The organism is Streptomyces sp. M2CJ-2, from assembly GCF_016757295.1.
Taxonomy (GTDB): Bacteria; Actinomycetota; Actinomycetes; order Streptomycetales; family Streptomycetaceae; genus Streptomyces.
In genome coordinates this window covers 1-22,151 of sequence record NZ_JAESIF010000072.1, presented here as the reverse complement: position 1 = coordinate 22,151, position 22,151 = coordinate 1, and the positions used below count along the sequence as shown (strand labels likewise).

The following is a 22,151-nucleotide window of genomic DNA, read 5'->3' as shown; positions in this document are numbered from 1 at the left end:
CGTTCCGTCACCGCCCCGAGTCCTGGCCGCCGACGGCGGGCGTGTCCGCGAACCGGGTGTCGATGGCGTCGAGCGCCGACCGTACGGCCTCGTCCGTCGTCAGCAGGTCGTGTCCTACCTGCTCGAAAACCTTCTTCACCCTGCCACAGCGGTCATCGACGCCCTTGAGGTAGGAGGCCCAGGAGTCGTGGACCTCCTTCTGCGCCCCGGCCGACAGGCATCCGGCCTCGCCCTCCAACCCCTTCTGCCCGTCCTGCAACTTCTTCAGGACCTTGTCGATGTCGTCTCCCAGTCCGCCGATGTCCTCTCCCGCCTTGTTCCATGCCTTCTTGCTGGAAAGGAGCCCTCTGGTGACGTTGCTGGTGGACGGGCCCGGCCCGTCATCCGGCGGAAGCTGGTTGAGCTGCATCTGTGTACCGTGGTGCTGAGCGGCGTCCTGCTTGAGCTGTTCCCACTCGTCCCACCCCATATGTCGCCCTTCCCCGTGGCCCGGGCTTCCCCGTGGCTCGGGCAGCCTACCTGGGAGATCACCGACCCCTGTCGGCTGCTTTCCGCCGGGGCGTCACTGCGGAGGCCAGGGGACGGGAACGCTGTGTGACGTCCGCACGCCCACTCGGTTGACGCGAAGTCGCCGCTGAGCGTGAGAGACGTGACGTGCCACGGACACTGTGGACGCGGGAGCGCTGAGTGACCGGTGATACGCGGAACGCGGCAGGGGGGGGCGGCTTGTTGTGGCCAACTCCACGTTTCTCCGGTACCCGCGGCGAAGCTCCTCACCGCCCCGTCCGAGGGGCATGGCACGGTTCACGCGGGCTCGACGCCGGACGATCCGGCAGGTGCTTGGCGGAGGGCGCCGGGCCGGCTGCTCGACGCGGTGCTCACCACCGCCCACACCGTCTTGCCGGGCCCGGAGCGGCGGTCGGTGACGTCCCGGTCGTCGGCCGGGGCGGTGACGAGGAGGAGGCCGCGGCCGGACTCGGACTCCGCGTCGGGGTCCGCGGGAGGGGTGACGGCGGGTCGGCGTTCCGCGCGGGTGTCGGAGACCTCCACGCGGAACGCCGGCCCGCCGTCCGCCTCGGTGGTCAGCCGGACGTGGAAGTCCCGGCCGGGGACCCGCCCGTGCTGCACGGCGTTGGTGCACAGCTCGGCGGTGACCAGGGCCAGCGTCCCGTTGACGTCGCTGTCGTAGGGGTGGCCCCAGGAGTCCAGGCAGTGCGAGACGAAGAGCCGGGCCAGACGGGCGCCTCGCGGTGTGGAGGTGAAGGACATGGCGAACTCGGTGGGCATCGTGGGACCGGAGGACCGGCGCCGCTGTGAGGAAGGGCTGTGCATGCGGTCAGCGTGGCGGCTGGGATGGGCGCGCCACCAGGAGCGACGCTTGTACGGGAGTGTGCTGTACATGGGACGGCGGGCCGCTGTGCCTGCACGAGCGCGACCTCTGACTCAGGGCCTGGACATGGCGTCGACTGCCCGCACCCGGCAGTCCGAGCACCTTCCGGACCTCTTCGCGACGAACAGACACCGGTAGACCGTCACCTGACGCCGAGGAATGCCGCAGAGGGTCGCCTCACCCGCCAAGGCGTGCTCCAGAGCCGGGTCACCTGTCCCCGGCATGCCGCGAAGCACGTCCAGGCAAGCCCGAACGTGAACTTGAAGGATCGGAGGTGGTGACCAAGACGCGGCATGGCCGCTCCCCTCGCACGTGTTGTCCGTCAGATCGCCAGAGCCATTCCGAGATCGTTTCAGATCTTGGTCAACACCTCGGCACGCGTCCTAGTCCTGCGTCGGATTGCTGTGCAGCTTGCGCCGTTCCCAGAGGTTGGGGTGGCGGATGACCACTCCCGCCATGCCGCCGGAGCCGGTGAGCCGGATCAGCGGAGTTCCCGGAAGCCGGTCGGGAGTGGTCTTGTCCCTCAGGCCGCCGACGCCGGGATCCATGCCGTTGGTGTCTGCGGCCCAGCCCTCGGGGATGACGATCGTGACACCGGCTGTCTCCCCGTACGCCTCCACCGCGACCTCCGTGAGGCGGCACTCGACCCGGGTGAAGTCGACCTTCACACCCCCCAAGCCTCCGTGAGCGATCACGTGTCCGGGAACCTCCCAGCGCCCGGGGCCTCGAGACGCGCCGTACATGCCGCCCTTGAGCACCAGCGGCGGCAGGTCCTCAGCGGAATTCACCCTCGGCAAGTCGGCGGTCAGGACGGCCAACTCGGCGTAGGTCTTGGACTTCAGCGCCTGCTCCAGGCGCGAATCCAGCTCCTCGAGGTCGATTCGACCCTCGGCTGCCGCATCGCGCAGCTGCTCCACCACTGCTTCCCGGTCGTCGTGAGAGGCGCGGAGCTCTCCCGGCGGAGCAGGGCGCGGAGAGGGCTTCGGAGGCTGGGCAGTCATGGCCACAAGGATAAGCAGCCGGAGGACTGAGCGGCATGGCCGGTACCTGTGGGTGAGTCGGGTTCCAGGCCGCTTCGGGCCGCGCGCTCGACGGGGTCATGTCGCTGGAGGGCGGGGCACGCCCACGGACGCCCACACGGTCTTGCCGGGCCCGGAGCGGCGGTCGGTGACGTCCCGGTCGTCGGCCGGGGCGGTGACGAGGAGGAGGCCGCGGCCGGACTCGGCGTCGGGCTGCGGGGGCGTGGCGAGGGCGGGCCGGCGTTCCGCGCGGGTGCCGGAGACCTCCGGGCACAGCCGCCCGCCGTCCGCCCCGGTGGCCTCCGGGGATCACCGGCGCCACCGCCCAGATGGGCGTCCACGGCCTGTCGGTCGCATTGGGAGCCGCGAGGGTCTGTTCCCGCATCCGCATGCTCGACATCCACTTCGGCCTCAACGCCCCCGAACCGCCCGCGACCTTCAGGGCCTGGTGGCGATGACCGCCTCGGTATGGATCACCTCGTCGAACCGGCCGGACGGGGCGAGGGCGAGCAGCGCCGCGCGCAGGTCCTGCTCGAAGGTGTCCTTCTTCTCGCCGAGCCGGGCGGGGCTGGAGTAGGAGAGGCTGAAGACCCAGCCGAGGACCTCGTCCACGGTGCGGGTCAGGGCGTGTTCCCAGCGCACGGTGTCGACCTGGGAGAACGGGCTGCGGGCGAGGACGTCCTGGTGGGGTTCCTCGGGGTGGGAGGAGGCGCCGGAGCCGGCGCGGCGCTCGGGACCGAGGTAGCGGGTGCGGACCTCGTCGACGACCTGCCGCCAGGGGGCGGGCTCGAGGTCGCCGGGGGCGCCGCGGGAGGCGAGGACGATCGCTCCGCCCGGCTCGATGATCCGGTCGAGGTCCCGGGCGACCCGGTCGCGGTCCATCCAGTGGTACGCCGCGCCCATGACGGTGAGCAGCACGGACCCGATGGAGAGCGCCGGGAGCATGGTGGAGTCGCCCTCGCGCCAGGTGATGTTGGTGATGCCGTGCTCGGCGGCCAGGCGGCGGCCCTCTTCGAGCATGCCCTTCTGGGGGTCGACGGCGATGACCTCGCCGACGAGCGGGGCGAGTTCGAGGGCGATGATGCCGGGGCCGGTGCCGAGATCGAGGACGCGCCGGGTGCCGTCCAGGCCGAAGCGCTCGGCGAGCAGGGTGTAGAACTCGGGCGCGTAACGGGGCCGGAAGGCGGCGTAGTACGGCACGGTCGACGCGAACAGCTCTCCGGGCGGATGCGAGGGGTTGGGGGAGGCCACGGGTCCAGTCTCTCGCGGTGGTGCGGTCAGGGCCGGGTGATCGGTCTTCGGGTTCTCGTCGGCTCGTCGGAGCGAAGCGCTCCGCCCCGTGGTGCCGGTGGGGCGGAGCGCAGGCGTGGGACGCGGGTCAGCGGCCGGGCCAGGTGATCGTCGGCTGTTCGGAGGTGAGGGCGATCGCGAACCGCTCCAGCGGCGGAGCCCCGGCGCCGCGCCACCGGGTGATGTGCGCCTCGACGGCGTCCCAGACGCGGGACGGCCCGTTCTACCGGACCGTCCACCGGCCGTCGTGCTCCCACAACACGGCCCAGGCGCCGGTGTCGGCGTCGAGGAACAGGTGCTCCGTGCGGCCGTCGCGGGTGAGGGTGACGTGCTGGGCGCGGGGCGCGGCGAGTTGGGCGACGAACCGGGTGGTCCAGTCGTCGATCACGTCGGTACCGAAGACCGCTTGCCGTTCGTCGCCCTCGTCGAGGTCGGGGAGCATGCCCAGTGGCGGCGGCAGGTGCGGCCTGGCGAGCATGAAGGAGACCTGCCCGCCGAGGAAGCGGCCGGACGCCGTGCCGTCCTCGTGGACCGTGAGCCGGGCCAGTTCGGAGGAGTACAGCCAGCCGCAGAGGGTGACGAGGACGGTCCCGCCGGGGCGGGTCTGCTCGATCAGCGCGCGGGGGACGGTGAGGAGCCCGCAGGTGGCGATCACCCGGTCGTAGGGGGCCCCGGCCCCGTGTCCGGCGAGGCCGTCGCCGACGACCAGGTTCGGGACGAACCCGCAGTGTCCCAGCGCGGCGCGGGCTCGGGTGGACACGTCCGCGTCGACCTCGACGGAGGTCACCGCGTCGTCGCCGAGCCGGTGGCACATCAGGGCGGTGGAGTATCCGGTGCCCGTGCCGATCTCCAGGACACGGTGGCCGGCGTCGACCCGGAGGTCCTCCAGCATGCGTACGACCAGGCCGGGCATGGTGCTGGACGAGGTGGGGGCGCGCATGATCTCCCCGCGGACGTCCCCGGGCACGACGGTCCCGGCGACCTGCGTCACCAGGGAGGCGTCGTCGTAACAGGCCTCCAGCCACCGCGGATCGTCCGGCATGACCGGGGTCCAGGCGGTGGGCGACGAGCCGTCGACCTCTTGGAAGAAGCCGCCGCGCAGGAACACGTGGCGCGGCACCGCGGACACGGCCTCCCGCCAGGGCCCGGTCCGCAGGTGGCCGCCGACGGTCAGCCGCTCGACGAGCCGTGCCCTCAACTCCTCGTCGTTCACGCCGTCCTCCTCTCCAGGAGATCCGCCATCGCCGCCACCATCGGCAGCCCGGTCTCCGGTTCCAGCCACGCCCACTGCCCGGACGGGTTGCACTCCAGTTTTCCGACCGCGGTAGCCGGTTTTGTGGCGTTGACCTGGTGTTTCGCGTGACGTGCATGTTCGCCACGTGGTGGTGATGGTGGTCGCGTCAAGTGGCTGGCGGGCCGAGAGGGTGACTGGGGCTGATCTCCCTCGCTGCTGCGGGCAGGGTGGTCAACGAAAAGTCACTGGCTTCCCGTGCCATCCAGCGGAGAGACTTCCGACGTGTCGCTTCACCAGAATGAGGTCTCGGTCGACGAGACGCTTGTCAGGTCACTGCTGGAGACGCAGCGCCCGGAGTGGGCTGATCTGCCGGTCTCGCCCGCGGGCGCGGGGACGGACAACACCATGTACCGGCTGGGCGACGATCTGCTCGTGAGGATTCCACGAACCGCCGACACGGCGCGGTCCGTGCGGAAGGAGCAGGAATGGCTTCCTCGCCTGGCACCCCACCTTGCGTGTCCTATCCCCGAGCCTGTCCATGCTGGGACGCCCACCAACGCCTTCCCGCTCGTCTGGTCGGTCTACCGCTGGATCGACGGTGACGAAGCCGGCCCGGATACCGTCCGGGACTGGGCCGCCTTCGGAGCCGACCTGGCGGCGATTGTGCGCGAGTTTCATGACATCGACCTGATGGGAGCGACTCGCGCGGATGACCTCAGCTGGTATCGCGGGGGGGGAGCCTGCAGGCATGTGACCAGTGGATCAGCGCGTGTCTTGACGATTGCCGGACCACGGTGGGTCCAGAGCTCGACGTTGAGACTCTGGAAGAGTTATGGCGAGCCGCACTCGCTCTGCCTGAGCCTTCCGGAACCCACGTGTGGCTTCACGGCGACCTCAAGCCCACCAACCTCTTGGTTCGGGAGGGCAGGCTGAGCGCGGTCATTGACTTTGGGTGCCTCTCGGTCGGCTTTCCCGACGCCGAGCACTCCACGGTCTGGGACCTGCCGCCCGAAGCACGACAGGTCTACTGGAACACTCTGGACCTGGATGATCTGACCTGGGCTCGCGCCCGAGCCTGGGCGATCACGGTCGGCGTCAGTGGAATCTCTTACTACTGGCGCACCTACCCGGCCTTCGTCGCCGAATGCCAAGTACGACTTCAGGCGATTCTCGCTGACGCCGCTGCGCGTTGATCTGCATCTATGCCGGTTCTCCGGCACGTGTCCGCGCATAGGCGGAGTCGGCGCTATGGGGACTGGCTGTCGAGGAGTTGGGCTTCGAGCTGGGAGATGCGCCGGTCTTGGAAACGGCTGTTGGAGCGGGCGGCTTGGAGGCGTTCTTCGAGGGTGCGTTTGTCCTGGGTGAGTTGGCGGACTCGCTGTTTGAGGTTGGTGTTCTCGGTGGTGATGCGCTCGATGGACTCGTCGGTCCACTGGGTTTCCAGATCGCGGATCTGGCCCATGAGCTGGGCGATCCGGTTGCGTTGGGTGCGGATCTCTCCATGGGCGGCCTTGAGGGCGTCCTCGGCGTTCAGCGCCCGTTCCCGCCAGGCAGTGTCGTGTGGCGTGTCGAGGCGGGGGCTGGTTCGGTCCTGGGCTGGGGAGCCTTGGCTGACGGCGTCGGAGACGAGGGCGCGGGCGTCGGGGTTCTCGTAGAGAAAGGTGCGGGAGACACCCGCCCGACGAACGACAGCGGCGATGGTGACGGGCGCATTCTGTCGCTTCAACTCGGCAATGCTGTAACGGACTTGGCTTACTTTGGCCTGGGAGCGCCGACGGCGGGCTTCGAGGGCGGCGGCCGTCCGAGGAGGCGGGATCTGCTCGCTCATGCCGGAATCTCCTGCTTGTGGTCGAGGTCGCCGTCGTCGTCTGCGGCGCGGGCCAGGTCGCTGGCGCGGAAGCCGATGCTCCACAAGCGCTGGAAGTAGTCCTGGGGGCGCCGTAGGTCCAGAGCCAGGGCATCGTCGAGGAGACCGAGCCCGGCCAGAGCCTTCTCCAGGCCATCGATGGCGCGGGCGGTGGGAGCGAAGACCTCATGGAGGTAGTTGGCGGTGGCGTCGTCGGGGGCGCGTTCGGCGATGGAGTGCCATTGCTCGCGTTTGCGACGCCAGTAGAGCAGGTCGGCGCCGGACATGACGAACTTGTCGCAGTTCTCGCAGTCGAGGTTGAAGGGGCAGACACCGCCCTCGACAACGGGCTGGAAGGTGCAGAAGCCGCCCTCGGTAGGGGTGCTGCGTCGGGAGAGGTCGATTGCAAGCGCCTGGGCCTGGCGGCTATCGAGCGGGGTCAGCGGGCTGGAGAGGAGCTCGCCGGGGTTGGTGGCGCCGGGGCCGGCAACCCAGACGTGCTGGAGGACGTCTTCGATCTCGGAGACGGCAACCTGTGTGTAGTGCTCGGCCATGCGGTCGGAGACATGACCGAGGTAGCGGCGGATGTGCGTCAGGGAGGCGCCGTGCCGCAACAGCCGGGTGGCGAGGGTGTGCCGGGCCTGGTGCGGGACGATCTTGCCCAGGTCCAGCTCGTCGATCCAGGCCCGGAAGTGGTCCTGGAACCAGTTGTAGGAAAGGGCCCGACGGCCGTCGCGGCTGCGGCGGATGGAGGGAAACAGGACCAGTTCGGCCCGCTCCTGGGCGGTGGCCTGCCGACCGCCGTGCCGGTCGGCGAAGTGAGCGAGGCTCTTGCGCTGTCGTTCAGCGAGCCGGGCGTAGAGCGGTTCGGGGATGCGGATGGCCTGATCGTAGTTGCCGACCTTGGTCTGGTCGTGCCAGAGCATGGGTAGGCCGTTGTAACGGCCCAGGCAATCGAGCTTGAGGTTGAGGATCTCCCCGGCCCGACGGCCGGTGTAGACGATCGCCTCCCACATGTCGCGCAGGCCCTGATCCTCGGGGTCATGGCGCTCGGCGAGCTGGCGCAGGTTCGCCTCGTCCGCCAGCGCCCGGGCCACCTCGTCGGTGTAGGGACTGCGGGCGCGGGTCACCGTCCGCCCACCGGTCGGCACCGCGATGATGCACTCCCGTGCCAGGCCGATCCGGTCGCTGGCCCCGCTCTCCAAGGCGGTCCGCAAGACGGTGCGGGCACCGTTAAGCAGGGCCTGTCGCAGGGCCGGGGTAGTGATCGCCTTCCCCGTACGGTCCCGGGACGGCAGCGTCAGAGCCGGCAGTTTCAGCCGTTCCCGGCGGCGGACATCGGCGACGTACCGCTCGATGTGCTCGGCTTGCAGAAGGGTGGGATCATGCCCGCCCCCAGGCGCGTGGGCCTGGAGAAAGGCGCCGAGTTCCACGCAGCCTCGGCGGGCATCGTCCATGAAGCAGGAAGTGCGGGGGCATTGTGGGGAGCGAAGCACACCGGTGAGGTGGTCCCAGAGCAGGTCACGCAGCCACCGTTGAGGCACGGCGGTCAACGGGTAGTGGCCGGACCGCTTGGGGAAGCGGACGCCGAAGTGCTGGGTCTGGATGTATCCGGCCTCGCGGGTGTCCGCCGGGGTGAGGTAGACCAGCTCCAGCTCGGCCAGAATCCCTTTCGCAACCATCTGGTCGTAGCGGTTGACGCACTGGTCCAAGTCCGCGTCCAGCAGCGAGTCACAGTGCTGGCGATAGCAGAGATCCACCAGGTTCTGGATCCACGGCATTTCCCACGGGTGCCCTTGTTTCCCCTGCCCGTGCGCGTGCAGACCCCACTTCAGCTCGGCTCTCACCAAGGGGCGCAGGCCGCTCAGGTTGAGCTCGCCGACCCGCATCACCGGCGGCTCATCCCGGCACCACTGCCGGAAGGCCGCCTCGTCGTCATAGCCGACCGGGACCGGACGTCCTTCTTCCTCCCAGCGGAGGTACGTCTTCGGCAGCTTCGCACCACCGGGGCGGCCGGCTGCCCGATAGCGGCCCAGGTGGACCGTGCACAGCCCCAGCGGAGAGGCGGCCAGATCGCGGCAGGCACGCAGGTGACAGATGCCGTAGCCCGGGTATGCGGCCTGCCCCACCGCCCACTGATCGATATCGGCATCCTCCCCCTGCCGTCGGCGGTAATCCTTCCAGCGGTTGCGATGCCGGAAGCACAGCTCCAACTCGCCGTTGAAGGCGGGGCGTTCGGGGCAGATGCGGCAGCGTCGTTCCTCCGTCATCCGCGTCGCTTTGAGCGGCTCGGCGGTGTGCACGAAGTCGCTCTTGCGTACCCCGGTGGCTCGTGCGTCACGCCACTGCTGATCGTGAGTGGCGCACAGGTCCTTCTTCTGCCACCGCGGTCGTTCGCAGTCGGGCACAATGCAGTGCCATGGATAGACCGGGTGCTTGGCCGGGATCCGGATCACGTCGTCGCGGAAGACCGCATCGAAGCCGGGACCGCTGATCAGAGCAGTCAGCACCTCCAGCCAGTCCCGGGTCTCACGCCGGTCCGGATCGGGAGCGTGTGCGGCCAGCGAGATCACGCTCATTCGCCCTCCCCCCACACCTTGTGCAGGGCCCGGGCGAAGTCGGGGTCGTGAACGTCGGCGTGTGCATAGATCTCATCGACCGTGCTCGCCGACGCCCAGCCGCCCGCCTCGCGGGTGACCACCAGGTCACCGCCGGAGGCGTCGAGGACCGCGGTGGCGAAGGAGTGCCGGAATCCGTGGGGCTTGACCCGGCCCAGCTCGGCCCGTTCCCCGGCCCGCCGCAGCATCCGCCGGGCCGCGTCCGTCGTCCAGGGCTGCCCACTCCGCTCGCCGTGCAGCTGGACCAGCAGCATGCCGTGCCCGGCCTGCCGCGGGTACTCGCTCGTCATGTACTCGAAGTAGGTGTGGATCATCGCCGGGCTGGCCCGCTTGATCAGACCGCCCACCACCGTGCCGTCCTCGACATCCCACTCTGGCTTGGTCTTGGCCGCCGCACGGTTCGGGTTCGCCGGCCGGTGGCATACATGCACGTGCGGTGCGCGGCACTGCCCGCACCCGGCGTCCTCTCGCAGATGCAGGTCCACCAGGTGCAGCCCGCACAACTCACCGATCCGGAAACCGCCGTCGGCCAGCCAGGTCACCACCAACCGGTCCCGGGCCGAGTTCACCGTCGCCAGTAGTGTCTCCTTCGCCCCCTCCGGGGCCATCTTCGGGTGCCGTCGCCGCACCTGCTTCGGCGCCAGCGGGTTGCTCGGTATCGCCGTCTTCACATGCCCGAGCAGCGCCCGGTTACGGTCCGCACGGCTCGGCAGCCGGGTCCGGTCCAGTTGCCTGCCGAGATCCTCATTCACCCCGAGCGCGGCCTGGTGCAGGTAGAACCCCTTCAGACAGGCCGCCGCCAGCGACAGCGTCGCCTGCCCGTACGGCTTCTTGCCCTCCCGCCACGGCCTCCCGAACGGCCCTGCCACCTTCGCCCCGACCGCACCCATGTACCGCTGCAGATCCACCAGCGACACAGATGCCAGCGGCAGACACTCCCGCTCCAGCCACCGCAGGTGATCCACCAGCAGGTAGGCGTAGGTCCGGTCGGTCCCCGGCTCCCGCGTACGCAAGAACCGATCCGCCTCCGCATGCACCGCCCCCTCGGGCCAGACGATCGTGTACGCGCGCGTACCGTCGCCCCGCTCCATCACCTGCACCCGCAGGTCCCCGATCACCAACTGCCCGCTCACACACGCCCCCTACACCACATACCGAACATCACGTACATGGCCGGTCAACGAGTACGCCACGACTCAGGACACGGGCACCACGAACATCACGAACAGTCAGAAAGCAGGTCGGTAAACTCCAGGAACCACCATCGCCCCTGCCGGTCCACGGCGAAGTCGAAAGCGCCGAACACCAGCCGGAAGTGGTCGAGGTAGGCGCGCAGGGCCTCGGGGACGCCCGGCGGCGGCTGGACCACGCGGTAGTGGAGCCGCGTGTAGTCGGTGCGCCAGTCCAGCAGGTCCGAGTCGATACGGACGCAGAAGCCCCGGTCGCCGATGACGGTCACGCGCACGTCGCCGGTCTTGTCGATCCGCTGCTGGAAGAGGCGGGCGGTGCCGGCCACCGTGTCGTCGATCTCGTCGGCGGTGACCTCGCGCACCTCCACCGTGCAGGAGACGCCGTCGATCCGGTACAGCGGCGTGGACAGCGGCTTGTAGATCACCGGCCCGTGGGTCTCGGCGAAGGCGCGTGCGGCGACCGGGCAGGAGGTGATCGTCGTGGGTGGCAGACGGAATCCGCACGCGGCCGCGGCGGCGAGCCCGGAGGGCTTGAACTCGGCGTCGCCGATGCGGTGCGGGTGGTTGACGTAGAGGCAGCCGGGCAGCGAGGCCATGACCCCGCCGAGCCCGTAGCGGGCCTGGGTGAGGGCGAAGCGCTCGGTCTGGGGGTCGAGGTGGGGGAAGGCGAACCCGGAGGGCCTGCGGTAGTACAGGGAGCGGACGCGGGACAGGTCCGCCGTGCGCGTGGGCGTGGTCAGCGTGCCTTCGATCCCGTGCTCCGTGAGGGTGGCCGCGAACGACAGGGTGCCGGGGAAGTCCCCGGAGCCGAACCGCACCACCGGGACGCTCCGGCGGTGCAGTTCGTCGATCACCAGGTCGGTCGTGGGGTCGTCCAGGTTGGTGACGACCAGAACCGGACTCGTGTCGGTCACTGGTCGGTGTCGTTTCCGCTGTCCTGGTCGCCGCCACCGCTGCCGCCGGGCCTCGACCCGTCGGAGGGGTTGCCGGTGTTGGTGGCGGGTCGGGTGCCGGTGCTGGTCCCGTGGCCGGGCATCTCCACGACCTGTCCGGCGGCGTCGAGGTAGCGGCCGGTCTGGGTGGCCGGGTCCAGCTCGACGTGGGCGTAGGAGGGGGCGAGGGCCGGGTACGGCGCCATGCGGCGCAGCCCCCACGGCGCGGGGGTGGTGGCGTCGGGCAGCGGCGTCCCGGTGGGGAGCCGGTCAAAGTGGGCGAACATCGGTGCCTCCTGGTGGGGGTGGGTAGGTGTGACTTCTTTCGGGCGGCCGTTCACCCGGGGGGCGCGCCGGATGATCCGGTGAGCGCACGGTGGTGGCGGGCGCCGCCTTGGCCGGACCGTGCGGTCGCGGTGTCCGTCACGGCTCACACGGTCTTGCCGGGGCCGTGGGCACCTTGGAGAGCAGCCGGTGCCGCTGGGGGGAAGGATTGTGCATGCCGCCAGCGTGGAGGCCCGGACCGGCGTGTCACCAGCAGCGACGCCTGTACGGAAGGGGGTTGTACACGAGGCCGGGTGGAGCCGGGTACGAAGCCCGGTCACGAACGAGCACAGCCACCTGTACAGCGAGCGGCCGGTGGTCCGGAGGTGGTTCTGGCTCTACTTCTGTGGCGCTGTCGCGCTGAGTGATCCGTCGTTGTCTCGACAATTCAAGAGCGGCGGAGCGCAGGTGGCTCGTATGATCCCTGGCGGGATGGGGCTCGTAGCGCAGTGGTTGTCGCGCCTTCACCGCATGTGGGAGGACGCCGGTTCGAATCCGGCCGGCCCCGTCCCACCCCGGCAGTCTCGGCCACCGACCGTTCTGGTTTCGGTGATCAGGGCGTGAACTGCTCGTCCAGCCACTTCAGCAGGTGCCGCCCGCCGGGGCGCCCGAAGCCGGCGGGCCGAACCAGTGGGAGTAGGAGGCGGTGCAGGTGGCAGCCGCATGCGTGACTCGCGACCGGAGTTCTGAGTAGCCCCCTGGGCCCGGCATCACGCCAGACGGACCTGACGCCCGTCCTCGTCCCTCGCGGTGGGGAGCCAGGTGAAGCCGACCAGGCCCCCGCCGGAGTCCGCGTACGACCGGTTGGTGCCGTTGCAGGGTCTTGCGGCTCGTGTCCCAGGTCACCGCTGTGACCTGGGGCTCTCAAACCTGTCCCACCACGTGTCGGGGCTGAGCAATCCCACGACGGTGGCGGATCCCCGGAGCTGGGCTCGTCACTAGCCTTCGTCGTCGGAGTCGTAGGGCGGGATGGTCCATCGCATCGCCGTCTCTCCCGCCTCGTCGGCTTCGAGTGTGACCGGGTATACCTGGCCGGTATCCCGCTCACCGTGGTGCCTGATCGAGTGGTCGCCCTGGTCCCATTCGATGCCGAGCACCTGGCAACCGCCGACCTCGATCTCACCGACGTGGAGCGGATGGTGCCCTGCGGCTCGCCGGAAGCGGTGGAAGTCGGTGTGCTTGTCGATCGAGACCATGAGGCCCTTGCCGTGGAGGCGGTCTCGCCAGGCGGTGAGTTCGGCCGCGCGTGCGGCTGCCTCGGCAAGCGGGAGGTCGAGCCACCCGTGCGGTCCGTCGACACCGTACTGCGCGATCCGCTCACCGCCGAACTGCGCGTATGCGTCGTCCTCGTATCGGCCCCAGTAGGTGACGTCGGCGAGCCCGTCGGCCGGCTCGTCGTCCATTCCCGTCCACGCGTCCAGCCCCGCGGCGTCGCCGATGACCATGCCGCACCGGTCGACGGGCAGGTCTCCGAGCCGGACCGGCACCGATCGGTCCGCGGTTTCGGGCCATGGGAGTCCAAGGCTGATCTCCAGGGTCGCGATGGTCGGTTCCTCGTCGAACGGTGACGGCGAGGTGCTCGCCCTCACCCTCAACGGCCGGTCGTCGGCAGCCGGGACCGCGACCGCCTCGCACAACCACTCACGAAGATGGCCCCCTCCCGACGACGCCGCCGCCTGGGCACGCTCGGACAGGGGCTGACCCAGTTCCCGCCAGTGGTCGATCCACCCGGCCATGCCGAGCACCAGCGCACCGGACGGCGCATTGACGGATCCCAGGTCGACGAAGGTCTCAGACATGCGCCGATTGTGCCTTCCCAGTACGACAGGACGTGGTGCGAGGTGTCGGCACCCGTCGCCGGAGCCTCTGCGGTGCGACGACGACCTCCTCATCAGGGGCCGCTCGTTCAGAAGGGAGGGTTGTCGGGGCCACGGTCGGCCTGCATGGCCGCGTCACGCCGTCGGCCGGCCGCGTGTTGTTCGGCGAGGGAGGGCATTCCGGCGACGGCTTCGGCGGCGCGGCCATGCCGGATGAGCAGCTCGGCCACTTCCGACGGCCGCAGTGCGGTGTCCGCCCGCAGGAGGGCGAGAGCTTCCTCGAGGCGCCCCGTCTCTTCCAGGATCCACGCCTTGCTGACCGTCAGTCCGTACATGTCCGGCGGCAGCGTCTCGGCGTGGGCGAGGGCCTCCTCGTGCCGGCCGGCCTCGCCCAGCAGCCAGAGCCGGTTCGAGCCGACCCAGGACGGGTGCTCCTCGACGAACTCGGCACTGCGCTCGTCGAGGAGCGCCAGGGCGTCGTCCGGCCGTCCGGCCTCGTGCAGCAGGTGGATGATGCTTTCGAAGAGGCAGGCGTCGTGGTGGTCGAACGTCGGGCGACCCACCTCGACGGCTTCCTCGATCCGGCCCTGACGGCCCAGCAGTCCGATCAGGGGCCAGCGGAACCGGTCCGGATACTCGGCGGCCGCGATGAAACGCCGCAGCACGGTCTCGGCCTCATCTGCCTGCCCGACGTCCTCGAGCGCCCGCGCGTAGTACGCGAGCGTCTCACCCGCGTGCTTACCGGTGCCCAGCACGCGCAGTTCCTCCAGACGCCCGTGGCGCCGCAGGAGCTCGGCGTGGGCGACCAGTGTGTTCTGGACCACGAAGTGCCCGGCTGCGATGTCTGCCCCGAGTATCCGTACGGCCTCGTCGACCCGGCCCGCGCGCTCCAGGACCTGGGCCTGGAGGTCCTGCGCGTTGCAGGGGTGGAAACCCCATCGCTCCTCGCCGCGGACGCTGCGGGCCCGCTGAGCACGCGGCGCGATCAGCTCCAGGACCTGCTCATCACGGCCCTGGCCCTCTGTCAGCTCGACGAGGGTGGACAGGATCCACTCCCTGTCCAGATGCGGCATGAGTACGGTGATCGCCTCGTCCAGCCTCCCCGCCTTGGCCAGCAGTTCCGCGAAGTCGTGGCACACCCGCTCCGAGGCAAGGCCTTCCTCGTCCGGGCGGACGGCGTCCAGTGCCTGCTGCACCCTCCCCGCCTCGAGCAGGACCTCGGCCCTCTCCCAGCGCGCCCGGTTCCACCCAGCCTCGATGAACGGCTCCAGTACGTCCAGGGCCCGCTCGACCTCGCCCGCCCGGGACAGCTCGCGAGCCGCCGCCTGGGCGCAGAACCAGTCCCCCTGCTCCGATGCGGCCTGAACCAACAGCTCCACCTCCCCCCGCTCCACCAGCATGGTGACCAGGCGAGGAGGTATTCCGCCGAGTGTCCGCGACTGCCATTCAAGATCATCGATGTTCACGGGCCTGAGCGTACGGGCGACCACCGACAGTCAGCCTCGGTGAGCCCGGTCCGTAGACGGACCAGTGTCACCGGGAGCCGGTCGGTGAAGACCCGTTCGTGCTTCGGCCCGGTCCTCGCCTCCGGCCGACGGTAGCCCTCACGTCGCTCATGGTGCCCGGACTCACAGCGCGCCACCCGGCGCGGGGCGAGTTCTGCGATCAACTCGCCCGGATGGTGGCGCGACAGCCCGCAGAAGGCAGGAGGGGACACGGCCGCGCGGGCCTGTTGGATCGTCACGCACCAGACAACTCGCGCGGGTGTCTCTGTCCCCGCACTCACCGACCAAGGTCAATCGCAGGTCGGCCCGTTAGGGTCGGGGCATGACGACACCCCTTGCCGGCAGTGCCTTCGACTCGCTCCGCCTCGACGCCGTGCCGGACCGGGAGGCGCTGCGCCGGGTCTACGAACTCCCCGGCGACGCGGCCGTGCGCAAGCAGATGACCGAACTCACCGAACAGACCCGGCGGTTGATCGGATGCTCATCGCTGGTCCTGGTCGCCAGCGCGGACGCCGAGGGCAACTGTGACGTCTCCCCGCGCGGCGGCCCCGCCGGGTTCGTCGCCGTCCTGGACGCACGGACGGTGGCGATACCGGACGCGACCGGCAACAAGCGTCTGGACACCCTGCAGAACGTCATCGCCACCGGGCGGGCCGGGCTGCTGTTCGTCATCCCCGGGCGGACCACCACCCTGCGGGTGAACGGCCGGGCCTGCGTCTCCACCCGCCCGGAGTTGTTGTCGCAGCTGACCGCCGTGGGCAAGCCGCCGGCCAGTGCGCTGGTGCTGGGGATCGAGGAGGTCTACCCGCACTGCCCCAAGTCGCTGCTGCGCAGCGGGGCCTGGAAGCCGGAGCAGTGGCTGCCGGCGGACGCCCAGCCGACCTCGGCCGAGGTGACGCTGGCCCAGCTGCGGATGCCGGAGCTGACGATCGCCGACATTGAGCAGAGGGAGGCGGATTCGCTGAAGTACCGGTACGAGTAACGGGCCGACCAGCGATGGTCGAACCACCGGCCCGCCGAACCCCCCCCGTGTCTGCGACGGACTTCGGCGGCCCCACCGGGACGGGTTCCGTCGGCCCCACCAGGTGTTCGACCGGCGGCCCGACGAGGGCGGGCGCACAAGCGCAGCCGGCGAGAGGAGGCCGTCCCGGGCCAGGATGGTCGATCGGCCGCCCGTTCGAGGGCGGGGCCGCTTCTCACCGTTCGCCCGCGGCCGACGAACCTCGCCCAAGACACCCCCAGGCCGGCACGCCCCGAGATCGAGCAGGGAAGGCGTCCGCAGTGACGTGGACGCTGCCCGAACCGATGCTCTCCCCGGTGGGCACTCCTGCCCTGCTCGCCTTCCTCTGACCAGCCCGCTGATCCAGAGGTGGACACCGCCGTGCGGTGCCGCTTCATCGACGCGAAGAAGGCGGTCGCCTTTTCCGGCAGTGGCTGTTCTTCATTCCCTCGCGGGTGCAGGGTGTCGGCGGGGACGGTGAGGATCGCGGTGGCGGTGGTGTGGGTGAGGGCGCCCCGGTACGGGATGCGGCGGCTGCCGTGGGGCCGCAGGCGAGGACGTGGTCGATGACCGCGGTGCGGCCGTCCGGCGTGACAAGTTCGATGACCACGACACGGCCACCGCACGACCGCCCGCTCAGAGGGCGCCGAAGTCGGGCAGGGTGAGAGAGCCGTCCTCGGCGAGCGGAAAGCCCGGGTTGTGGGCGACCTCCCACGGATGACCGTCCGGGTCGGCAAAGGCCCCCGAGTAGAAGCCGTGGAGGGACTCGACCGCTGTCTTGGTGACCCTGCCGCCGGCCCGCTCGGCCTCGGACAGGAGCGCATCGACTTCGCTCCGGGACCGCACGTTGTGTGCGAGAGTGATCCCTCCGAAACCGGTCGAGGGCCCCTCCTCGAATCCGCTGTCGCGGGCGAGCTTGTCACGCCCCCACAGCACCAGACCGAGACCGCCCGCCTGAAAGAAGACGGTCTCCTCGACTTCCTGGCCCCGCCAGCCCAATGCTTCGTAGAAACGTCGGGCACGGGCCAGATCTGCAACTCCCAGGGTGACCAGACTGATGCGCTGTTCCATGGCCTCAAGCTACCTTCCGGCCTCCTACGACACATGGTCTGCAGCACTCCGGCTGCCCACTTCCCTCGCCTTGTGCACGCATCGATCCCCTGAAAACGATCATCCAGGGGCTGCGTGACGGGGCGATCGGTCTTCGGGGTCTCGTCTCGCCAGAAGCGTGGGCGAAATCAGATGACTTCCGGGCCCGGCCAACCGATCGAGGACGGCAACGGGCGGGCGGCCATGCCGGCGTCGGCCTTCGTCCTGGCACGCGAAGGTGTCCTTACCTTGCGCGGGCGGGCGAACTACTTCCGGCACGGAGTGTCGAAGGCGGTGTTCAGCACGATCGATGACCACGCGTGGCATCGCATCGTCCGCTGGATCTTCCACAAGCACTCCCGGCTCAGCTGGAGGGAACTGCGCCGCCGGTTCTGCCGACCGGGCAGTTGGAAGCTCATCTGCGACGGAGTCGAGTTCACCGGCGCATCCAGCGTCAAGGTGATCCGCTACCGCTACCGCGGCAGCAACATCCCGACCCCGTGGACACCACGACCGACAGCCGCAGCTACCGGCGGCTGACCACCGGTCAAGGCACGTGGAGCGCCCGTTGCGGGGAGACGCGCACGACGGGTGCGGCGGGCGGGTCGGGGAAACGGACTGGCCGCAAGGCCAGTACCGCGCCCCGGCCCGACCCAACCCGATCCTGCTGGCTTATTGTGCGGTGGCCTCGACGGTGTCCTCCGACTTGCGGTTCAGCTTCGACTTGAGGTCGTTGAACCTGTTCTTGACGTGCGGCGTGGCCTTCGCGGCAACGATGCCCACCGCGATGCCCGCCGCGCCTACGGCTGCGACCACCTTGATCACGTTCTCAGCCGGGAAGAGCACGGCATGTGTGACGAGCGCCTTGTCATCTATCCCGCACGAGAACGCTGCTCCCCCCAGGAGTGCTCGACTGCGAGAGACGCGTCTCGGCCGGACGCACAACCCACATCAGGTCCCGGACCGTCCCGGGCAGATCAACAGAGGCCATGGGGCAACTGCAGAGACCAGCACCGACGCCGTGGCGGGAAAACGGCCGATACCCCGTCAGCCGCCCACCAGGACCGACGAATGCTCAGCGCATGCTCTGACACGGATGTACCAAGTGGAGACTCCTGTACGCCGTGCGCAGAAAAGACCGGGCGACTCGAAGGCTTGAGGAAGAATCCCGGTCCGAAGCCGTCGACGCACCGGAGGTTCGAATGAAGTTATCGCTGCCGCACGCGATGAGAGCCTCCCCCTACCGGCCGGTGGTCGCTCACCCGGTACTGCGGCGTCTGCTGCCGGGGTACACGGTCTCCTCCCTGGGCGACGGCATGGCCGTGGTCGCCGTCAGCTGGCTGGCAGTCGAGTTGGCCCCCGCTGCCGACCGCGGTATCTGGGTGGCGCTCGCGGCAGCCGCCTACACCCTGCCCGGCGCGGCCGGTGCGGTCCTGCTCAACCGCCTCCTGCGCGGACTTCGTCCGGCCCGGCTCGCGACCTGGGACGCGCTGCTCCGTGCCGGCGCGCTCGGCGCGATCCCGCTCGCCCACACCACCGGGGCGCTCTCCATCTGGCTGTATGTCGCGCTGCTCGGCGCCTCCTCGGTGCTGCACTCCTGGGGCCAGGCCGGCACCTACACCTTGATCGCCCGCCAACTGCCCGAAAGCCACCACCTTGCGGGCAACGCCGTGCTCTCCACGATCGGCTCGGTGTCCACCGTGACCGGGCCGCTCCTGGCGGCCCCCCTGGTCCTCTGGGGCGGGGCGACATCCGTGCTCGCCGTCGTCGCCGCCACCTTCGCCGTCCTGGCCGCCACCCTCCGCCTGGGCGTGCCGCCCGACACCGACCCAACCGCCCCCGACCCGGCGGACCAGGCCTTTCGGACCAGCGGCTTCGGTGTGATCTGCCACGACCGCGGCCTGGCGGGCCTGCTGCTGCTCAGCGCCGGGTTCTTCTTCCTGTTCGGCCCCGTCTACGTCGCACTGCCCCTGCATGTGGCGAATGACCTGCACGCACCGGTCGGCGTACTGGCCACCTTCTACAGCCTCTTCGGCGCGGGCGCCGTCGCCGGGGCACTGCTCACCGGCTACCTGCGGCGCCTGCCGCTGGGCCCGGCCGCCGCCGGCATCGTCGCGGTCGCCGGCGCGGCCCTGCTGCCGCTGGGGCTGGGCGCACCCACGTCCGCCGCTCTGGCCGGCTTCGCCCTCGTCGGCCTGTTGTGGCCGCCCTACTCCGCGATGTCCACCACCCTGTTCCAGCGCTCGACCCCGCCCGCCCTGCTGCCCCAGGTCCTCGCCGTGGTCTCCGCCGTGCGCACCCTGGCCGTTCCGCTCGGCACATTCCTCGGCGGCCCGGCGGTGGCCGCCCTCGGTCCCACCCGCACCCTCCTGGTCAGCGCTGTCGGCATGCTCGCCCTCGGCCTCGTCGCGGCCGCTGCCCTGCCACGGAGGGGACGGCCGGCGGACCGGGACCGCCCACCCGCGGCCCCGGCTCCGAAGCCACCCACCGCCAGCCACTCATGACCGGCGCGGCCGGCCGCCCCTGCGGCCTGAGCACTACGGAAAGCGACGAACCCAGGACCGCCGAGGGCGAGTACGGATCAGCTGGACAACGGCTCATACCAGTCAGACACCTGTTCGGTCACGCGGCGAGGGAGAGGCCGAGCGCGTATTTCAGGTCCATGCCGTACCGCACCCGATGCGCCGCCGCCCGGTCGGTGAGGTTCTCGGCGAACTGCAACACCGTCACCAGCGCCAGCCGGCCCGGCGACCAGCCCGGCCGCCCTCTGACTCCGAACGCCTCGGCGAACTCGGCGTCCGCGAACAACTCGCCCAGCTCGTCACGGACCCGCATCGCCAACGGGTACGGGCCCCGCGCCGCCACCGCCCGCGCCACCCGCGCGGTCAGCTCAGGCACGGTCGGCCACGGTCTCGGCCGCATCGACATTCCACACCCCACCCGCGACCGGGATCGCCAAGACGGCCGCTGCTGTCCCGACCAACGAGCCGCCGGCCCCGCCGGGCACGGAATAAGCCAGCAGGATCGTCACCGATCCTGCTGGCTTAGAGGTCATCTCATGTGGCTCGGTAGGCCGTCGGCCGTGGCAGGGATCGTTGAGCGGCTGGTGCCGGATGAGTTGTGGGAGCTGTGCCAGCGCGTGGTGCCGGAGGCACCCTCACGCCCTCAGGGCGGCGGCCGACGCCGGCACGGCGACCGCGAGGTGCTGGCCGCGATCGTGTTCGTCGCGACCTCCGGCTGCACGTGGCGGCAGCTGCCCGCCGCCTCGTTCGGGCCGTCCGGCGCCACGGCGCACCGCCGGTTCACCGAGTGGACCAAGGCTCGGGTGTGGGCCAAACTGCACCGCCTGGTCCTGGACGAGCTCGGTTTTCGCGGCGAGCTGGACCGGTCGCGGTGCGCGATCGACTCGGTGCACATGCGGGCCCTGAAAAGGGGGACCTGGCGGGTCCGAATCCTGTCGACCGGGGCACGTACGGCTCGAAGATCCATCTGATCACCGAGCGGACCGGTCTGCCCCTGTCCGCCGGCATCTCCGGCGCCAACGTCCACGACGGCCGGCCCTGATCCCCTGGTCAAGGGCATCCCGCCCATCCGCTCCCGCCGGGGTCCCCGGCGGCGCGGGCCCGGCAAGCTCCACGCCGACAAGGGATACGACTACGCTCACCTGCGGCGATGGCTGTCCCGGCGGGGCATCCGGCACCGCATCGCCCGCAAGGGCGTCGAGACCTCGAGGCGGCTCGGACGGCACCGCTGGACCATCGAACGCACGACGGCCTGGCTCGCCGGCTGCCGCCGCCTCCACCGCCGCTACGAGCGCAAGGCCGAGCACTTCCTGGCCTTCACGAGCATCGCCTGCACCCTCATCTGCTACCGCAGACTCACCAATTGAGATGACTTCTTAGTTCAGAGAAGCCTGCATCCGCTGCCCTGTCCTGCGGCCCGATCCCAAGCAGATGCCCCGCCTGGAGGAGATCCACGCGAACCTGCTCGACCGGCTCCAGGAGGCCAAGGAACAGGGATGGCTCGGCGAGGTCGCCGCGATTGAGGCCAGCCTCGCCGCCGCCGAGCAGAAGCTCGCCGCCATGCGCGACCTCGCGGCCCGGCACACCACCGTCCACCTGGGCATGCCCGATCTCCGTGGCGTCGTCGCGCGCATCGACTCCGAGCAGCGAAACGAAGATGCGAAGCAGCAGCCCTGAGCACTACAACGAGGGGATGACCGTCTTCCTCTGTTCCAAGTGCGGCACTGCGATCACGCCGGAGCTCACCGAGCTTGCCGCCGTCCCTGACGTCTCAGACGACGATCGCGACCGGGACAAGGAGACACGCCGGGCACCGGCCACTGTTCCGCGGGGCCACTACGCGATCGATCCCGAGCCCTGGGGACCTCCCTACGTCGTGCAGGACGATCAGGAGGACCCGAAGCCAGCTCAGTCGCGCGGACCTGTGGTCTGCCGTGAAGAAGGCTTCGTCATCTCGGCCGGCAGCCGGCACACAGTGCTGGTGCACCCTGATGACGCCGCTGGCCTTCAGCCACTGCCCAACTGGGAGAACAACAGTGGGTGCTGCGGGCCGACAGGCGACGAGGGACTCAACCGGGCCTGCCCTTGCGGCGCTCCGGTCGCGACCCTCGCGGCCGACTGTTTCGGGCCCTTCGAACTGCACCTCGACCCCGTCCGGACCTACGCCTTCTCCCAGTAGGACCGCAAAGCGCGCGCGGACGACGTGCACGACACGCCCGACGGAACCCGTCCACCCAACTTCTTCACGACTACTTTCCGTGGTGAATGACGGCTCGCAAGCGGACCTATCGCCGAGCTGGGCTAGGGCCTGTTCGGGGTCGTGATCTCGGTTCCGATGCCCGCATCCGGCGAGGGCGGCCGAGCTGGTAGAACAC

The 22,151-nt window shown here is 70.1% G+C and carries 22 protein-coding genes, 1 tRNA gene and 2 pseudogenes; 9 read left to right on the top strand and 16 right to left on the bottom strand.

Features of this window, described 5'->3' with window-relative positions; translation table 11 throughout:
* Positions 1 to 7: 7 nt before the first annotated feature.
* The 5 genes from JL475_RS32350 to tgmC all read right to left on the bottom strand — a co-directional run bounded on the left by JL475_RS32350 (position 8) and on the right by tgmC (position 4,912).
* A complete protein-coding gene (locus JL475_RS32350; protein WP_202281716.1) occupies positions 8 to 469 on the bottom strand; it encodes a hypothetical protein in 462 nt (153 codons plus the stop codon).
* A 335-nt stretch (positions 470 to 804) separates the two neighbouring features.
* Positions 805 to 1,332 carry an ATP-binding protein gene (locus tag JL475_RS32345; RefSeq protein ID WP_237408913.1) on the bottom strand — a complete coding sequence of 176 codons (528 nt, stop codon included), beginning with the start codon at positions 1,330 to 1,332 and terminating at the stop codon, positions 805 to 807.
* A gap of 441 nt (positions 1,333 to 1,773) precedes the next feature.
* Positions 1,774 to 2,391 carry a DUF1707 domain-containing protein gene (locus JL475_RS32340; protein WP_202281714.1) on the bottom strand — a complete coding sequence of 206 codons (618 nt, stop codon included), beginning with the start codon at positions 2,389 to 2,391 and terminating at the stop codon, positions 1,774 to 1,776.
* A gap of 456 nt (positions 2,392 to 2,847) precedes the next feature.
* The gene (locus JL475_RS32335; RefSeq protein ID WP_202281712.1) at positions 2,848 to 3,660 is read right to left on the bottom strand and encodes a class I SAM-dependent methyltransferase; all 813 of its coding nucleotides are present in this window, start codon (positions 3,658 to 3,660) and stop codon (positions 2,848 to 2,850) included.
* Between the two features lie 262 nt (positions 3,661 to 3,922).
* The gene (tgmC, locus tag JL475_RS32330) at positions 3,923 to 4,912 is read right to left on the bottom strand and encodes an ATP-grasp peptide maturase system methyltransferase (RefSeq protein WP_307825224.1); all 990 of its coding nucleotides are present in this window, start codon (positions 4,910 to 4,912) and stop codon (positions 3,923 to 3,925) included.
* Positions 4,913 to 5,338: 426 nt separating this feature from the next.
* On the opposite strand from tgmC, the gene JL475_RS41545 reads away from it, so the two are divergent.
* Together JL475_RS41545 and JL475_RS41540 are read left to right on the top strand one after the other, a co-directional pair.
* Entirely contained in the window at positions 5,339 to 5,866 is a 528-nt protein-coding gene (locus JL475_RS41545; protein WP_307825227.1) for a phosphotransferase, read from the top strand.
* On the top strand, positions 5,755 to 6,126 hold the full coding sequence (locus JL475_RS41540) for a phosphotransferase (protein WP_307825225.1): 372 nt from the start codon (positions 5,755 to 5,757) through the stop codon (positions 6,124 to 6,126). Before JL475_RS41545 ends, JL475_RS41540 begins: the two co-directional genes overlap by 112 nt.
* A 53-nt stretch (positions 6,127 to 6,179) precedes the next feature.
* Here JL475_RS41540 and JL475_RS32320 read toward each other — a convergent pair whose 3' ends face one another.
* The 5 genes from JL475_RS32320 to tgmA all read right to left on the bottom strand — a co-directional run bounded on the left by JL475_RS32320 (position 6,180) and on the right by tgmA (position 11,806).
* Positions 6,180 to 6,761 (bottom strand): DUF6262 family protein, encoded by a 582-nt coding sequence (locus JL475_RS32320; RefSeq protein WP_202281710.1) that lies wholly within the window; start codon positions 6,759 to 6,761, stop codon positions 6,180 to 6,182.
* Complete coding sequence (locus JL475_RS32315; RefSeq protein WP_202281708.1) at positions 6,758 to 9,358, bottom strand: site-specific integrase; 2,601 nt, start codon at positions 9,356 to 9,358, stop codon at positions 6,758 to 6,760. Before JL475_RS32315 ends, JL475_RS32320 begins: the two co-directional genes overlap by 4 nt.
* Positions 9,355 to 10,530, bottom strand: a complete 1,176-nt coding sequence (locus JL475_RS41335) for a tyrosine-type recombinase/integrase (protein WP_307825222.1) — start codon at positions 10,528 to 10,530, stop codon at positions 9,355 to 9,357. Before JL475_RS41335 ends, JL475_RS32315 begins: the two co-directional genes overlap by 4 nt.
* 86 nt (positions 10,531 to 10,616) lie before the next feature.
* Positions 10,617 to 11,501: an ATP-grasp ribosomal peptide maturase gene (gene tgmB, locus JL475_RS32305; RefSeq protein ID WP_202281705.1), complete on the bottom strand. Its 885-nt coding sequence runs from the start codon at positions 11,499 to 11,501 to the stop codon at positions 10,617 to 10,619.
* On the bottom strand, positions 11,498 to 11,806 hold the full coding sequence (gene tgmA, locus JL475_RS32300) for a putative ATP-grasp-modified RiPP (protein ID WP_202281703.1): 309 nt from the start codon (positions 11,804 to 11,806) through the stop codon (positions 11,498 to 11,500). The genes tgmB and tgmA overlap by 4 nt, the downstream gene beginning before the upstream one ends.
* Positions 11,807 to 12,277: 471 nt before the next feature.
* Between tgmA and JL475_RS32295 the strand changes: the two genes are divergently transcribed.
* A tRNA-Ala gene (locus JL475_RS32295) sits at positions 12,278 to 12,351 on the top strand.
* Between the two features lie 430 nt (positions 12,352 to 12,781).
* On the opposite strand, the gene JL475_RS32290 is transcribed toward JL475_RS32295, so the two are convergent.
* Together JL475_RS32290 and JL475_RS32285 are read right to left on the bottom strand one after the other, a co-directional pair.
* Positions 12,782 to 13,642 carry a hypothetical protein gene (locus tag JL475_RS32290; protein WP_202281701.1) on the bottom strand — a complete coding sequence of 287 codons (861 nt, stop codon included), beginning with the start codon at positions 13,640 to 13,642 and terminating at the stop codon, positions 12,782 to 12,784.
* A gap of 107 nt (positions 13,643 to 13,749) precedes the next feature.
* Positions 13,750 to 15,126 carry a hypothetical protein gene (locus JL475_RS32285; protein ID WP_307825221.1) on the bottom strand — a complete coding sequence of 459 codons (1,377 nt, stop codon included), beginning with the start codon at positions 15,124 to 15,126 and terminating at the stop codon, positions 13,750 to 13,752.
* Positions 15,127 to 15,487: 361 nt separating this feature from the next.
* On the opposite strand from JL475_RS32285, the gene JL475_RS32280 reads away from it, so the two are divergent.
* Positions 15,488 to 16,147 (top strand): MSMEG_1061 family FMN-dependent PPOX-type flavoprotein, encoded by a 660-nt coding sequence (locus JL475_RS32280; protein WP_202281699.1) that lies wholly within the window; start codon positions 15,488 to 15,490, stop codon positions 16,145 to 16,147.
* A gap of 654 nt (positions 16,148 to 16,801) precedes the next feature.
* On the opposite strand, the gene JL475_RS32275 is transcribed toward JL475_RS32280, so the two are convergent.
* A complete protein-coding gene (locus JL475_RS32275; RefSeq protein WP_202281697.1) occupies positions 16,802 to 17,236 on the bottom strand; it encodes a VOC family protein in 435 nt (144 codons plus the stop codon).
* Positions 17,237 to 17,503: 267 nt separating this feature from the next.
* Between JL475_RS32275 and JL475_RS32270 the strand changes: the two genes are divergently transcribed.
* The gene (locus JL475_RS32270) at positions 17,504 to 17,794 is read left to right on the top strand and encodes a group II intron maturase-specific domain-containing protein (RefSeq protein ID WP_202281695.1); all 291 of its coding nucleotides are present in this window, start codon (positions 17,504 to 17,506) and stop codon (positions 17,792 to 17,794) included.
* Positions 17,795 to 17,926: 132 nt separating this feature from the next.
* Here JL475_RS32270 and JL475_RS32265 read toward each other — a convergent pair whose 3' ends face one another.
* The gene (locus JL475_RS32265; RefSeq protein WP_202281693.1) at positions 17,927 to 18,070 is read right to left on the bottom strand and encodes a hypothetical protein; all 144 of its coding nucleotides are present in this window, start codon (positions 18,068 to 18,070) and stop codon (positions 17,927 to 17,929) included.
* A gap of 386 nt (positions 18,071 to 18,456) precedes the next feature.
* Between JL475_RS32265 and JL475_RS32260 the strand changes: the two genes are divergently transcribed.
* Positions 18,457 to 19,758 carry an MFS transporter gene (locus tag JL475_RS32260; RefSeq protein ID WP_202281691.1) on the top strand — a complete coding sequence of 434 codons (1,302 nt, stop codon included), beginning with the start codon at positions 18,457 to 18,459 and terminating at the stop codon, positions 19,756 to 19,758.
* Positions 19,759 to 19,885: 127 nt separating this feature from the next.
* On the opposite strand, the pseudogene JL475_RS32255 reads toward JL475_RS32260, so the two are convergent.
* Positions 19,886 to 20,182, bottom strand: a pseudogene (locus JL475_RS32255) (transposase); the annotation flags it as partial.
* Entirely contained in the window at positions 20,145 to 20,285 is a 141-nt protein-coding gene (locus JL475_RS32250; protein WP_202281690.1) for a hypothetical protein, read from the bottom strand. The gene JL475_RS32250 and the pseudogene JL475_RS32255, both read right to left, overlap by 38 nt.
* 27 nt (positions 20,286 to 20,312) lie before the next feature.
* Between JL475_RS32250 and JL475_RS32245 the strand changes: the two are divergent.
* The 3 genes and pseudogenes from JL475_RS32245 to JL475_RS32235 all read left to right on the top strand — a co-directional run bounded on the left by JL475_RS32245 (position 20,313) and on the right by JL475_RS32235 (position 21,955).
* A pseudogene (locus JL475_RS32245) lies at positions 20,313 to 21,143 on the top strand (IS5 family transposase).
* Between the two features lie 64 nt (positions 21,144 to 21,207).
* Positions 21,208 to 21,453: a hypothetical protein gene (locus JL475_RS32240; RefSeq protein ID WP_237408912.1), complete on the top strand. Its 246-nt coding sequence runs from the start codon at positions 21,208 to 21,210 to the stop codon at positions 21,451 to 21,453.
* A 16-nt stretch (positions 21,454 to 21,469) separates the two neighbouring features.
* Positions 21,470 to 21,955 carry a hypothetical protein gene (locus tag JL475_RS32235; protein WP_202281689.1) on the top strand — a complete coding sequence of 162 codons (486 nt, stop codon included), beginning with the start codon at positions 21,470 to 21,472 and terminating at the stop codon, positions 21,953 to 21,955.
* The last annotated feature ends 196 nt before the right edge of the window (positions 21,956 to 22,151 follow it).